We start from the raw sequence: 12,701 nt of genomic DNA on the forward strand, positions 1-12,701 counted from the left end.
AGCCTAGGGCGACGGGATCATCGCCGTCAGGATCGTCGCCTGCAGCAGGGAAATCACGCCGACCACCGCGGTCAGCAACAGCGACCACAGGAACGTCTGCCGCAACAGTGACCCCTCCTTGCCGCTCTGCCCGATCGCCGTCGCGCCGATCGAGAGGTTCTGCGGCGAGATCATCTTGCCCATCACGCCGCCCGACGTGTTCGTCGCGCCCGCCAGGATCGGGTTCAGGTCCAGCTGCTGCGCCGAAATCACCTGCATCGGGCCGAACAGGCTGTTCGTCGACGCGTCCGACCCCGTCAGGAACACGCCCAGCCAGCCGATGTACGCCGAGAACAGCGGGAAGACCGCGCCCGTCGTCGCCAGGGCCAGGCCCAGCGTCTGCGTCGCGCCCGAGTAGTTCATCACGAACGCGATCGCCAGGATCATGAAGATCGTCGCGAGCGCCCAGCGCATCTGGTGCAGCGTCTTGCGGTACGTCTTGACCAGCAACCCCGCCCGGCCGCCCATCGCGAACCCGGCGATCACCGCCGCGATCAGGGCGATCGTGCCGGGCGAGAACAGGAAGTCCACCGTGAGCGTCGCCGCGTACGGCGCGTCCTTCGCGGTGATCGGCGGGTGCTGGACGACGTGGTTGTGCAGCCCCGGCCAGGCGAAGATCCAGTCCGCCTTGTGCAGCAGCTTCGTCAGGTCCAGCCAGGCGGGGAGGTTCTTGAAGATCGTGCCGATCCGCGACAGGAAGATCGCCAGGATCAGGATGATGTAGGGCATCCACGCGTAGAGCGCGCCGCGCTCGGGTTTCGCGGCGCCCAGGCTCTTCGGCGCGGCTTCCTCGTTTTCGAAGCGCCACACCGACGCCGGCTGCCAGAACCGCGTCAGGATCCACAGCGCGGCCATCGCGGTGAGCGCGGCGACGACGTCGACCAGGCTGGCGCTGATGTAGTTGGACACGACGAACTGCATGACCGCGAACGCGAGCCCGGCGGTCAGCACCGCCGGCCACACCTCGAGCATGCGCTTCCAGCCGGCCAGGACGACGACCAGGAACGCCGGGATGATCAACGCCAGCACCGGGACCTGACGGCCGACGGCCGCCGAGAACAGCTCGGTCGCCTGGTCCGGCTTGAGGTGCATGATCGGCGCGGTCAGCCGGCCGAGCACGATCAGCGGGTTGCCCAGCCCGCCGAACGCGACCGGCGCGGTGTTCGCGAGCAGCGCCAGCACGACGGCCTTGACCGGCGGGAACCCGAGCGCGGCCATCATCGCCGCCGTGATCGCGATCGGCGACCCGCCGCCCGCGACGCCTTCGAGGAGCGCGCCGAAGCCGAACGCGATCAGCAGCGCCTGCAGCCGCCGGTCCTCGCTGAACCCGGCGAGCACGCGCTTGATCGCGTCGAACCGGCCGGTGGCGACCGTGACGTTGTGGAAGTAGACGGCGTGGAACGCGATCCAGGCCACCGACCACACGCCGAAGACCACGCCCATCGCCGCGGAGTCGAACGCCAGCGCGGCCGGCATCCGGTACAGCAGCAGGGCGACACCGAGCGCGGTGACGAGCGCGAGCGCCGCCGAAAGGTGCGCGGAGAAGCGGACCACGCCGAGCGCGACCAGCAGCACGATGATCGGGAGCGCGGCGAGCAGCGCGGAGACCCACAACCCGCCCGCCGGCTGGTAGTCCTGTGTCCAGGTCATCCCCGCTGCCCCCGGACGTATCCGAGCCGCAGCGACAGGGCGGCGGCGGTTCCGGCGACGGAGGCCCCGAGCTCGTCGAGCCGGCGCAGCACGCGCGGCGCCGGCCCGGCGATGCTGATGGCGGCGATCGGCCGGCCCGAGTGATCGCGCACGGCGGCGGCCACGCACCCGACGTCCGGCTCGTTCTCGACCTCGTCGACCGCCCAGCCGCGGCGGCTGGTCCGCGCGAGGTCGTCGAGCAGCCGGAGCGGGTCGTTGATCGTCTTGAGCGTGAGGGAGTCGAGCTTCATCCGCCGGACGCGCTCGGCCCGGTCGGCTTCGGGCAGCGCGGCGAGCCAGGCTTTCCCGAGCGACGTGGCGTGCTGTGGCCGGCGCGTGCCCAGCCGGCAGGCGAGGGTGACGGCGCTGGCACTGCGTTCGGTGGCGACGTAGACCATGGTGTCGTTGTCGGGCACGGCGAGGTAGGTGGTCTCCCCGGACCGTTCGGCGAGCGACGCGAGGTACCGCGGCGCGCACCGGTGCAGATCGGTGGCGGCCATGGCCCGGGCCCCGAGTTCGACGAGCCGGGTCCCGAGCCGCACCCGGCCGGTGACCTGGTCGGCTTCGAGGTATTCGAGACTCTTCAGGGTGCCGACGATGCGGTAGGCGGCACTGCGGGAAAGCCCCAGTTGCCGCGCGATCGCGTTGGTGGAAATCTCCTGGTGCCGACCCACGTGCTCGAGCACCGCGAGGCCGCGTTCGAGAGTTCCGCTGTTCTCCAGTGCGCGCTCCGGTCCCACGTTGCCCTCCGTTGGACGTTCCCGGTTTCCGCTCAGCGGTACGCATTTCCGCTGGGTGGGGTTGGACGGTAACACCTCCGATGTATGTGTGGAAGATCTTGAAACGTCTCAGAGCAAGACGCGGAGAATGCGGTTACTTGCGCGAGCTAATTGGTACAACCTCCGATGGTTAAGTTTCCTACCTATGGCGGTTGCGGAGCTTGTGACGGCCTCGTTCGACAAGTTCGACTGCGAGTGATTCAGATTCGTGAATGGGTTGTGAAGGGAGTAGAGACCGTCGCCGAACGTCTTGAATGAGTCATTCAGGACCCGCGAAGACCTGAATGACTCATTCAGGACGTCCCGCCCGGCACCGCCGGCGGGGCTCGGTGGCCCGGGTCACGGACTCAGCGAACTCACAGCGCCCACCGAGCACCATCCAGCCGGTGACCGCCCGCAGCCCCCTTCGTACCCGCGCGTCCGTGACCGCCGGCCGGATCACCGCCTGGCTCTCCCGCCACGCCGGACTCGGCCAAGGTGGCGTCATCGGCGGGCGCGTCACTCTCGCGCTCGATCCGAAAGCCCTTCGCGCGCTCGGGCGGGACCGCACGGTCGTGCTCGTCACCGGTACCAACGGCAAGACCACCACCGCCCTGATGATCACGCGGAGCCTCGAAGCGCTCGCCGAAGTCGCCGCCAACAGCGATGGTGCCAACATGCCCGACGGCGTCCTCGCCGCCCTCGCCGCGAACCCCGACGCGCCCTACGCCGTTCTCGAAGTCGACGAGACCTACCTGCCCTGGGTTGCCGAGCAGCTGGAGCCGGCGGTGCTTGTGCTGCTCAACCTCAGCCGCGACCAGCTCGACCGCGTCGGCGAGGTCCGCTCGACCGAGCGCGATCTGCGCGCCGCGATCGCCGGACATCCCGGAACCACGATTGTCGCCAATTGCGACGACGTTCTCGTCACCTCTGCGGCGACCGCGGCCGCCAAGCCGCCGCTCTGGGTCGGTACCGGTCGCCGCTGGACCGGCGACTCGACCGCCTGCCCGCGCTGCGACGGCCTGATCGAACACGCCAATGACCACTGGAGCTGCGCCTGCGGGCTCGCCCGCCCCGAACCCACCTGGACCCTCGGCGGCGATCTCGTCCGCACGCCCGGCGGCCGCCAAGTCGACCTGGACCTGCGGCTGCCCGGCGACGCGAACCGCGCGAACGCCGCCTTCGCGCTCGCCGCCGCGCACCGGCTCGGCGTGCCGCCGCACACCGCCGCCGCCCGGCTGCGGACCATCACCGACATCGGCGGCCGCTACCGGACGATCCGCCGGTCGCGGCACTCCGTGCGGCTGATGCTCGCCAAGAACCCGGCCGGCTGGGTCGAAACGCTGCGCGTGCTCGACGAGGACACGCCGGTCGTCGTCGCGGTCAACGCCCAGGAAGCCGACGGCCGCGACCTGTCCTGGCTGTGGGACGTGCACTTCGAACGGCTGCGCGGCCGCCAGGTCGTCGTCACCGGCGAGCGTGGCGCCGACCTCGCCGTGCGGCTCTGCTACGCCGAGGTCGCGCACTGGGCCGAGCCCGACCCGGTCGCCGCGATCGACGCGCTGCCGCCCGGCGGCGTCGAGGTCGTCGCCAACTACACCGCCTTCCGCGAGCTGGTCGGCAGGCTGCCCGGTGCGTGACTCGATCGTCCACATCGGACTCCTGCTGCCCGAGGTGCTCGGTACCTACGGCGACACCGGCAACGCGCAGGTCCTGTGCCAGCGGCTGCGCTGGCGCGGGATCGAGGCCGAGGTCGTGCCGGTCGGGCTCGGCGTGCCGGTGCCGTCCACTTTGGACCTCTACCTGCTCGGTGGCGGCGAGGACGGCGCCCAGGCCCTGGCCGCGGCCCACCTGCGGAAGCACCGGCGGGCCCTGACCCCCGAGGCGGTGGTCTTCGGCGTCTGCGCCGGCCTGCAGGTGCTCGGCACCCGCTTCCGCGGCCTCGACGGCGTCGACCACGACGGCCTCGGCCTGCTGGACGTCACCACCGAACCCGGCGAGCGCCGCGCGGTCTCCGAGCTGGTCGCGACGTCGTCGGAAATCCTGGACGACGCCCCGCTCACCGGCTTCGAGAACCACCTCGGCGTCAGCAAGCTCGGCGCCGGCAGCGACCCGCTCGGCCAGGTCGTGCGCGGCACCGGCAACGGCGACGGCACCGAAGGCGCGGTGACCGGCCACATCGTCGGCACCTACCTGCACGGCCCGGCGCTCGCCCGCAACCCGGCGCTGGCGGACCTCCTGCTGACCTGGACGGCCGGGCACCCGCTGCCGCCCCTCGAACTGCCCGAAGTCGACCGCCTGCGCGGTGAGCGCCTCGCGCGCCGCCGCCGGACGTCGTGATGGCCGGTTACGCTGAGTTGGTGAAACTGGGCAGCGTGATCGCCGCGACCGGCGTCCGGATGCGGACCACCGCGGTGGCCGTCTTCGCGCTCGCGCTGGCCATCGCCGCGGCGCTCGCCGTGGTCGTCGTGCTGCTCGAAGAGTCGCTCGACCGCAGCGTCACCGAGAGTGCGCGCAGCACCGGCCGCCAGGTCGCCATCCAGCTCGTCCGCGAGGGCGCGCGCGACCTCAGCGCGTCCGACGTCGCCAGCACCGGCGACACCGAAGCCGTCACCCAGGTGCTCAACGCGCGCGGCGTGCCGATCGCGAGCGACCCGGCGATCGTCGGGCGCCCGCCGCTGACCGCCGCCCGCCCGGCCGTCGGGCAGGAGACCATCGAAACCCTCCCGCTCGGGCTCAACGGCGACAGTGACGACTACCGCGTCGTGTCACAGCAGGTCAACGGGCCGGGCGGGCCGTACACGGTGGTCTCCGCGCGTTCGCTGGAGCCGGTGACCGAGGCGTCGACCCGGCTGACGCTGCTGCTCGGGCTGATCGCGATCCCCCTGCTGGCGATCTCCGGGCTCGCGGTCTACCGCGCGGTCGGCTCGGCGCTGCGGCCGGTGGAGCGGATGCGCCGGACCGTCGCCGAGATCTCGACGCGCGACCTCGCCGCCCGCGTCGCGCTGCCGCCGGGCGGTGACGAGGTGCACCGGCTGGCAGTGACGCTCAACGAGATGCTCGGCCGGCTCGCGTCGGCGCAGGCGGCGCAACGGCGGTTCGTCGCGGACGCCAGCCACGAGCTGCGCTCGCCGCTGTCCACGATCAGCACCGCGCTCGACGTCTCCGGGCGGCACCCGGAGAGCACCGGGGACCTGGTGCCGGTGATCGGCCGGGAGACCGCGCGGCTGCGCGAACTCGTCGACGACCTGCTCATGCTGGCCCGCACGGACGACACGACCGACCGGCCGTCGCGCACCGAGGTCGACCTCGACGACATCGTCCGCGCGGAGGCCGAGCGGGTCCGCGGCGAGTGCGCGCTGGAGGTCGAGGTCCGTGCCGGGCCGGCGAAGGTGCGCGGCAGCGAGACCCAGCTGCGGCGGGCGGTGCGGAACCTGGTCGACAACGCCCGCGGGCACGCGCGCTCGCGCATCCGCGTTGCCAGTTCGGTGCGCGGCGACGTCGCCGTCGTCGAGGTGAGCGACGACGGCCCGGGCGTCGCGGAAGCCGACCGCGAACGGATTTTCGAGCGGTTCGTCCGCCTCGACGCGTCGCGCCAGCGCGGGCACGGCGGCACCGGGCTGGGCCTGCCGATCGTGGCGGGCATCGCGGCGCGGCACGGCGGCCGGGCGTGCTACCGCACGTCGGACGAGCCGGGCGCGCGGTTCGTGCTCGAGCTGCCGGTGCTGGAACTGCCGGAGGAGGAGTAGTGCGCCTGCTGATCGTGGAGGACGAGCGAGAGTTCGCGGAGACGCTGCGGCGCGGCCTGGTCGCCGAGGGGTTCACCGTCGACGTCGCGCACACCGGTCGCGAGGGCCTCTGGCGGGCCACCGAGCAGGAGTACGACGTCGTCGTGCTCGACATCATGCTGCCCGAGCTGTCCGGCTACGAAGTGCTCAAACGCCTGCGGGCGGCCGAAAACTGGACGCCGGTGCTGATGCTCACCGCGAAGGACGGCGAGTACGACGAAGCCGACGCGTTCGACCTCGGCGCCGACGACTATCTGTCGAAGCCGTTCTCCTTCGTCGTCCTCATCGCCCGGTTGCGCGCGCTGCTGCGCCGCGGGGCGCCGGCCCGGCCCGCCGTGCTGGAGGCGGGCGACCTGCGGCTCGACCCGTCCGCCCGAACCGTCCACAGAGGACAAGAGCGGATCGAGCTGACCGCGCGGGAGTTCGGGTTGCTGGAGTTCCTGCTGCGGCGGCCGGGCACCGCGCTGACGAAGAACGAGATCCTGAGCCACGTCTGGGACGCGCACTACGACGGCGACGAGAACGTCGTCGAGGTCTACATCGGCTACCTCCGGCGCAAAATCGACGTGCCGTTCGGCACCCGCACCATCGAGACGGTCCGGGGCGTGGGGTACCGGCTGGTGGACGTTACCCGATCGTGATTTGCCGGGCGAAATCGGCGAAGGGGGTCCGCACGGTGTCCGGCGCTGGTCCGTTTGCCGCCGCCGGTTGCCGCGGATCGCCCAGCCGTTCCCGCGAACCGGTGAAATTCCAAGTGTCGTGGATCATCCACCGGCGGTTGTGCGCGTTGCTACGGTGGGCAATCGGCCGGAGGGGAAAAGCGATGACGGAATCGCCGAAACCGTCTCTCGCCCGAAGTGAAAGGTGAACCGGAATTTCGGAGTAATCCGTTTCCCGGGTTCACGCCACCGATTCCCGAGAGGCTGCGAGAATGGGCATGGACACCTGCGTCCGGTACGCCGAGGCGATGCGGCGGCCGCTGAACACGCCCGGACAGCCGTGACGCTGCAGCTCTACGGCGTCGTGCGCGCCGGGCACCCGCGGGCGCCGCGGACGGTGTGCTGGGAGGACCTGGCGATGGTCGTCGGCGAGCCCGAACCCGATCCGGCGGTGCACCTGGCGGTGGTGTCCGCGCTCGTCGAAGGCGGCCCGGTGCTGCCGGTCCGGTTCGGCACCGTCGCCGACGACGAGGAAGCCGTCCGGGACGAGGTGCTGGCCCCCGCGGCCGCTGGCTACCGCGCCGACCTCGACCGCCTCGACGGCCTGGCCGAGGTGCACGTCTGCCTGCGGTTCACCGAGCCGGGCTCGGCGTCGCGGGCGGCTCGTTCCGACGTGCTGCTCAGCGAGGTCGCCGAACGCGCCCGCGATTCGGTGTCGCTGCCGGCGGGCGAGTCCGCCGACGAGCGGTGGGCGTTCCTGGTCGGGATGGGCGACCTGCTCGTCGTCCGCGACGCGGTCACCGGGCTGGCCCGCGGCGACGGCGTCCAGGCCGACTGGATCGGGCCGCTGCCCGCGTACAGCTTCCTGGAGCGGCGGGCCTGCCCGCGGTGGAGCTGGTGAGCGACGGCGAAACAGTCGCTGAACACTCTTTTCGGTACTGGCCGCCGTGGCTCGCGGTCGGCGATCCTGGCGTCGTGGTCACCAGTGAACTCGCGGCGCTGCCCCGCGCTTTCGGCGGGCCCGGCTCGGGGCCGGGCCAGTTCCGCGCGCCGTCCGGAATCGCCGTCGACGTCCGCGGACGCGTGTGGGTGGCGGACACCGGCAACGACCGCGTGCAGGCGTTCACCCGCGACGGCGCGCTCGTGCGCGTGCTGTCCGGGCGGCTCAAGGCGCCGGAAGGGGTCGCGGTCGACGCGGCGGGCAACGTCTACGTCGCCGACACCGGCAACCGCCGGGTGGTGCAGTTCTCGTGGTGGGGCGGGTTCGTGCGGGAGTTCGGCGGCTTCGGCCGGCCCCGCGCGGTCGCGCTGGACCCGGCCGGCCACCTGCTGGTCGACGACGCCGGGCAGCGGCGCTTCGCGCGGTTCGACACCCGCACGGGCGCGGCGCTGGCCGACACGGCCGAGCCGATCAGCTCACCCCGCGACGTCGCGGACGACGGCCTGGGCGGAGTGTGGGTCGCCGAGACCGGCAACCACCGCATCGTCCACTTCGGAGCTTCCGCCTAGTTCTTCGAGATCGCGGCCGTCGCGCGGACGACGGCGGTGCAGCGGTTCTCGACGTACTCGAGCCCGCCTTCCTCGGCGATGCGGCGCGCTTCCGCCGAGACGATGCCCTGCTGCAGCCACAGCGCCTTCGCGCCGATCTCGACGGCGTCGCGGGCGATGCCGGGCGCCTCGGGGGACGGCCGGAAGACGTCTACGAGGTCGACGGGCTCCGGGATGTCCTTCAGCGACCGGTAGACCTTCTCGCCGAGCAATTCGGTCGCGGTCGGGTGCACCGGGATGATCCGGAAGCCGTGCGCCTGCAGGACCGCCGGCACGCCGTGCGCGGCCTTGGCCGGATCGCGGCTCAGGCCGACGACCGCGATGGTCTTCGCGTCCGCCAGGATTTCTTCTGCCTTCATGTGGGTGGAACGCGCGGCGGGCGTCAAAGCTTCCAGAGCCGCAGGCCCCGGACGCGGTAGACGGGCCAGATCACGTGCCACGGCTTGCGGCGGGCGAAGGTCGCGGCGCACGTCAGGATGTTGCGGGCGGACGTCGTCGTGACCTCGTGGCGGTCCGGCCAGACCTCGCCCTTGGCGCCGACGGCGATGCGGAACACCGTCAGCAGGCCGCGGCCCTGGAGGTCGTACTTCGCGCCGGTGTCGCCCGAGTGGGGGGCCAGTTCGGCGATCTCGGCGCCGAACGCGCGGGCCGCTTGCGGCGCGACCTCGGCGGGAACGACGCCGACACTGCGGGTGATCGCCTTGCCGTGCAGGCGCCGCGCGTACCGGTGCAGCAGCGAGCGCTCCCACCACGGCAGCAGCCGCTGGTGGGCCAGCAGCGCGGCGCATTCGCCGTGCCCGATCGCGAAGATGCTCGTGAGCTCGTCGTAGGCGCCGTTCGTCGCCGGCTCGTTGAGGTGCAGCCGGACCTCGAACCGGGTGCGGGCGGTCAGTTCGTCGAGCCGCTCGCGGTGATCGAGCCGCGCTTTCGCGCGGGAGAGGGACCAGTCGCTCATCGGACCTCCAGGCGTCGGGCACAGGCTAAACGGCGCGCGCCGCCCGGAACAGGAGTTTCAGCCGATCTTCTCGCCGTACATCTCGCCGAGCGGGTCGGAGATCAGCTCGACGCGGGCACCGTCCGGATCGGACAGGTAGATGGAGGTCTCGCTTTCCAGCAGGTACTGCACGCCGGCTTCGTCGAGCTTGTCCTTGATCACGCTCCACCGTTCGGGCGTGACGGAGAGGGCCAGGTGGTGCAGTCCACCGAGGACTTCCGCGTAGGGGCCGAGGTCCAGACCGGGCAGGTCGAAGAAGGCGACGGCGTTGCCGTTGCCGACGTCGAAGAAGAAGTGGCTGGAGCCGGGGTAGTCGCGGTTCTCGATCAGCTCGGTGAGCGGGAAGCCGAGGATGTCCTGGTAGAACTCGATCGTCCGCTCGACGTCGCTGGAGATCAGCGCGGTGTGGTGGATGCCGCGCCCGTTCGTCGCCGGGCGGTCGGCGGCCGGGCGCAGGTGGCGCTCGCGCAGCTCGTCGCGGATCTCGGCGAGCTTGGTGACCTCGGCCTGGGTCGGTGCCATGTCCCTCACGTCCCTTCTTGCTGGTGCCCCGAACGGTACGCGTCATTTATCTTGCGCGCAAGAGATTGACTGGCGAGAGGTCCGCTGGGCGGAACATCGAGGCTTGTGTGCGGGATGCGCGCACGGCAGAGTTCCGGGAGTGGACGTCAGCAACGTGCAGGAGGCCGCCGCCGCACTGGCGCGGGCCTACGCGACGCGCGAACCGATCGAGCCGCTGATCAAGACCTACCCGGAAGCCGGGGTCGAAGACGCGTACCGGATCCAGCAGGAGCAGGTGCGGCAGTGGGTCGAAGGCGGCGACGCCGTCCGCGGGCACAAGGTCGGGCTCGCGTCCGCCGCGATGCAGCGGCAGATGGGCGTCGACCAGCCCGACTACGGGCACCTCACCGGCAGCATGTTCCACCTCGAGCACCAGCCGATCCCGACGGCGGCGTTCCTGCAGCCGCGGATCGAGCCGGAGATCGCGTTCGTGCTCGGCTCGGCGTTGCGCGGCCCCGGCGTCACGGTCGCCGACGCGGTGGGGGCTGTGTCATTTGTGCTGCCGTCGCTGGAGATCGTCGACTCGCGGATCCAGGACTGGAAGATCTCGCTGTTCGACACGATCGCCGACAACGCGTCGTCCGGCGGCGTGGTGCTGGGCAGCAGCCCGACGGCGTTGGGTTCGGTGGATCTGCGGCTGGCCGGCTGTGTGCTGTACCAGAACGGCGCGGTGGCGGCGACGGGGGCGGGCGGCGCGGTGCTCGGCTCGCCGCTCAACTCGCTGGTGTGGCTGGCGAACACGGTCGGACCGCTGGGCGTCACCCTGGAACCCGGGCACGTCGTGCTGCCGGGATCGATGACCCGGGCGATCCCGGTGTCGCCGGGCGACACGATCGTCGCGACCATCGCCGGCCTCGGCAGCGTCACCGCGGTCTTCGCTCCTGCTTTGGAGGAATCATGAACGTGCGCGAGGCGGCCGCCGCGCTGTTGGGGACGGTTTCTGAGCGGGCTCCGCTCTCGGAAGACTGGCCCGGACTCGACGTCGACACGGCGTACGCGATCCAGGACGAGGCCCTGCGGCTGCGGCGGGCCCGCGGCGAGACGCTGGTCGGGCTCAAGCTGGGCCTGACGTCCCGGGCCAAGCAGCAGCGGATGGGCATCGACTCGCCGCTGCTGGCCTGGCTGACGGACGCGATGGTCCTGCCGGCGGGCGCGCCGCTGCCGCACGACTCGCTGATCCACCCGCGGGCCGAGCCGGAGCTGGTCTTCGTGCTGGGCCGCTCTTTGGCGGGGCCGGGGGTCACCGCGGCGACCGCGCTGGCCGCCGTCGACCGCGTGTACGGCGGCATGGAGGTCATCGACAGCCGGTACGCCGACTACCGCTTCACGCTCCCGGACGCCGTCGCGGACAACGGCTCGTCGGCGTACTTCGGCGTCGGCCCGGTGGGGCTGCCGCCTTCGGCGTTGGACTTGTCCCTGGAAGCGGCGCTGCTGGAGGTCGACGGCCAGATCGTCGACACGGCCACCGGCGCGGCGGTCCAGGGGCACCCGGCGGAAGCGCTGGCCCTGGCGGCGAACGCCCTGGGCGCTCGGGGCCTGGCGTTGGAGCCGGGCTGGCTGGTCCTGACCGGCGGCATGACGGACGCGGTCCCGGTCCGCCGTGGCTCCCGCGTCGCGGCCCACTTCTCCCACCTGGGCTCGATCACCCTCTCCACCTGACCCGTGTCGCCCTTCCAATCACGCGTGATGCCCTTCCAATCACGCGAGATGCCCTTCCAATCACGCGAGTTACGTGCTCAATCACGCGAGATCGGCGTTTCCGCCCGGTCCGCGATGCGCGTGATGCCCCTGATCACCCGCGGCCAGACCGCGCGGGGCAGGTCGTGGCCCATGCCGGGGACGATGTCGAGGTCCGCGCCGGGGATCGCGCGGGCCGTCGCGCGGCCGCCGGAGACGTGGACCAGCGGGTCGCGGGCGCCGTGCACCACCAGGGCCGGCACCCGCACCCGGCGCAGCCGGGGCCCGCGGTCGCGGTCGGCCATGACCGCCGCGAGCTGGCGCGCCGTGCCGCCCGGGTCGACGCCGCGGTCGAACGTGCGCTCGGCGCGGTCACGCATGCGCGCCTCGTCGAAGGGGTAGCCCGGCGAGCCGATCAGCCGGAACGTCCGCACGAGCATCTCGACGTAGGCCGCCCGATCGCGCGGTGGGGCGCCGAGCAGCAGCGACATCGCCCGGCCGCTCGGCCGCCCGACGAGCCGCCCGCCGGTGCTGGACATGATCGACGTCAGCGACAGCACCCGCGCGGGATTCCGGATGGCGAGGGTCTGCGCGATCATCCCGCCCATCGACGCCCCCACGACGTGCGCGGCCGGGATGCCCAGCACGTCGAGCAGGCCCGCCGCGTCGGCGGCCATGTCCGCGAGCGAGTACGGCGCGCGGCGCAGCAGGTACGCCTGCGCGAGGTTGGCCCGGCCGTGCATCCGGCTCGACCGTCCCGCGTCCCGGTTGTCGAACCGGATGCCACGAAATCCTTGCGCGGCAAGGTTTTCGCAGAACTCTTCGTCCCACCAGATCATCGGCGCGCCGAGGCCCATGACGAGCAGTAGCGGTCGGCCGCCCGTGTCGCCGAACGTCTCGTAGCAGAGTTCGACGCCGTTGACTTCCGCCAGCTGTTCCGCCATCAGGCCTCCCGGGTGTGCTCGGCAGGCAACGAGCCCGAACTCCA

General features: G+C 71.9%; 14 protein-coding genes. 8 read left to right on the forward strand and 6 right to left on the reverse strand.

All coding sequences use genetic code 11. The features are described from left to right. Positions 1–3: 3 nt before the first annotated feature. Both ACZ4TR_RS04935 and ACZ4TR_RS04940 read right to left on the reverse strand, forming a co-directional pair. The gene (locus tag ACZ4TR_RS04935) at positions 4–1,689 is read right to left on the reverse strand and encodes an L-lactate permease (RefSeq protein ID WP_465285785.1); all 1,686 of its coding nucleotides are present in this window, start codon (positions 1,687–1,689) and stop codon (positions 4–6) included. Beyond that, positions 1,686–2,468 (reverse strand): IclR family transcriptional regulator, encoded by a 783-nt coding sequence (locus ACZ4TR_RS04940; RefSeq protein WP_286001464.1) that lies wholly within the window; start codon positions 2,466–2,468, stop codon positions 1,686–1,688. The genes ACZ4TR_RS04935 and ACZ4TR_RS04940 overlap by 4 nt, the downstream gene beginning before the upstream one ends. A gap of 461 nt (positions 2,469–2,929) precedes the next feature. Here ACZ4TR_RS04940 and ACZ4TR_RS04945 point away from each other — a divergent pair, with 461 nt between their 5' ends. From ACZ4TR_RS04945 to ACZ4TR_RS04970, 6 genes are all read left to right on the forward strand, one after another. After that, positions 2,930–4,126 carry a MurT ligase domain-containing protein gene (locus ACZ4TR_RS04945; protein ID WP_465286297.1) on the forward strand — a complete coding sequence of 399 codons (1,197 nt, stop codon included), beginning with the start codon at positions 2,930–2,932 and terminating at the stop codon, positions 4,124–4,126. After that, complete coding sequence (locus ACZ4TR_RS04950; RefSeq protein ID WP_465285786.1) at positions 4,119–4,826, forward strand: type 1 glutamine amidotransferase; 708 nt, start codon at positions 4,119–4,121, stop codon at positions 4,824–4,826. The genes ACZ4TR_RS04945 and ACZ4TR_RS04950 overlap by 8 nt, the downstream gene beginning before the upstream one ends. A gap of 20 nt (positions 4,827–4,846) precedes the next feature. Further along, positions 4,847–6,235 carry a sensor histidine kinase gene (locus ACZ4TR_RS04955; RefSeq protein ID WP_465285787.1) on the forward strand — a complete coding sequence of 463 codons (1,389 nt, stop codon included), beginning with the start codon at positions 4,847–4,849 and terminating at the stop codon, positions 6,233–6,235. Continuing rightward, positions 6,235–6,915: a response regulator transcription factor gene (locus ACZ4TR_RS04960; RefSeq protein ID WP_465285788.1), complete on the forward strand. Its 681-nt coding sequence runs from the start codon at positions 6,235–6,237 to the stop codon at positions 6,913–6,915. The genes ACZ4TR_RS04955 and ACZ4TR_RS04960 overlap by 1 nt, the downstream gene beginning before the upstream one ends. 358 nt (positions 6,916–7,273) lie before the next feature. After that, a complete protein-coding gene (locus ACZ4TR_RS04965) occupies positions 7,274–7,834 on the forward strand; it encodes a GvpL/GvpF family gas vesicle protein (RefSeq protein ID WP_465285789.1) in 561 nt (186 codons plus the stop codon). A gap of 74 nt (positions 7,835–7,908) precedes the next feature. After that, a complete protein-coding gene (locus ACZ4TR_RS04970; RefSeq protein WP_465285790.1) occupies positions 7,909–8,442 on the forward strand; it encodes an NHL repeat-containing protein in 534 nt (177 codons plus the stop codon). On the opposite strand, the gene ACZ4TR_RS04975 is transcribed toward ACZ4TR_RS04970, so the two are convergent. Genes ACZ4TR_RS04975 through ACZ4TR_RS04985 form a run of 3 tightly spaced genes read right to left on the reverse strand, consistent with a single transcriptional unit; the run spans position 8,439 to position 9,997 of the window. Next, positions 8,439–8,840 carry a CoA-binding protein gene (locus ACZ4TR_RS04975; protein ID WP_284746852.1) on the reverse strand — a complete coding sequence of 134 codons (402 nt, stop codon included), beginning with the start codon at positions 8,838–8,840 and terminating at the stop codon, positions 8,439–8,441. The two genes, ACZ4TR_RS04970 and ACZ4TR_RS04975, sit on opposite strands and share 4 nt — an antisense overlap. Before the next feature lie 23 nt (positions 8,841–8,863). Beyond that, positions 8,864–9,436 (reverse strand): hypothetical protein, encoded by a 573-nt coding sequence (locus tag ACZ4TR_RS04980; RefSeq protein ID WP_364517049.1) that lies wholly within the window; start codon positions 9,434–9,436, stop codon positions 8,864–8,866. A 57-nt stretch (positions 9,437–9,493) separates the two neighbouring features. Further along, the gene (locus ACZ4TR_RS04985; RefSeq protein WP_465285791.1) at positions 9,494–9,997 is read right to left on the reverse strand and encodes a VOC family protein; all 504 of its coding nucleotides are present in this window, start codon (positions 9,995–9,997) and stop codon (positions 9,494–9,496) included. Positions 9,998–10,136: 139 nt separating this feature from the next. Between ACZ4TR_RS04985 and ACZ4TR_RS04990 the strand changes: the two genes are divergently transcribed. Together ACZ4TR_RS04990 and ACZ4TR_RS04995 are read left to right on the forward strand one after the other, a co-directional pair. Further along, positions 10,137–10,937, forward strand: a complete 801-nt coding sequence (locus ACZ4TR_RS04990; protein WP_465285792.1) for a 2-keto-4-pentenoate hydratase — start codon at positions 10,137–10,139, stop codon at positions 10,935–10,937. Further along, positions 10,934–11,695: a 2-keto-4-pentenoate hydratase gene (locus ACZ4TR_RS04995; protein WP_465285793.1), complete on the forward strand. Its 762-nt coding sequence runs from the start codon at positions 10,934–10,936 to the stop codon at positions 11,693–11,695. The genes ACZ4TR_RS04990 and ACZ4TR_RS04995 overlap by 4 nt, the downstream gene beginning before the upstream one ends. A gap of 77 nt (positions 11,696–11,772) precedes the next feature. Here ACZ4TR_RS04995 and ACZ4TR_RS05000 read toward each other — a convergent pair whose 3' ends face one another. Then, on the reverse strand, positions 11,773–12,657 hold the full coding sequence (locus tag ACZ4TR_RS05000; protein ID WP_465285794.1) for an alpha/beta fold hydrolase: 885 nt from the start codon (positions 12,655–12,657) through the stop codon (positions 11,773–11,775). Positions 12,658–12,701: the final 44 nt, after the last annotated feature.

The sequence above is a fragment of the Amycolatopsis sp. NPDC028719 genome (genome assembly GCF_055565395.1).

Bases quoted from the DNA above. Each gene is read 5' to 3' on its own strand.
- ACZ4TR_RS04935 (WP_465285785.1), bottom strand. From the start codon at position 1,689: ATGACCTGGACACAGGACTACCAGCCGGCGGGCGGGTTGTGGGTCTCC.
- ACZ4TR_RS04975 (WP_284746852.1), bottom strand. From the start codon at position 8,840: ATGAAGGCAGAAGAAATCCTGGCGGACGCGAAGACCATCGCGGTCGTC.
- ACZ4TR_RS04980 (WP_364517049.1), bottom strand. From the start codon at position 9,436: ATGAGCGACTGGTCCCTCTCCCGCGCGAAAGCGCGGCTCGATCACCGC.
- ACZ4TR_RS04985 (WP_465285791.1), bottom strand. From the start codon at position 9,997: ATGGCACCGACCCAGGCCGAGGTCACCAAGCTCGCCGAGATCCGCGAC.
- ACZ4TR_RS04995 (WP_465285793.1), top strand. From the start codon at position 10,934: ATGAACGTGCGCGAGGCGGCCGCCGCGCTGTTGGGGACGGTTTCTGAG.
- ACZ4TR_RS05000 (WP_465285794.1), bottom strand. From the start codon at position 12,657: ATGGCGGAACAGCTGGCGGAAGTCAACGGCGTCGAACTCTGCTACGAG.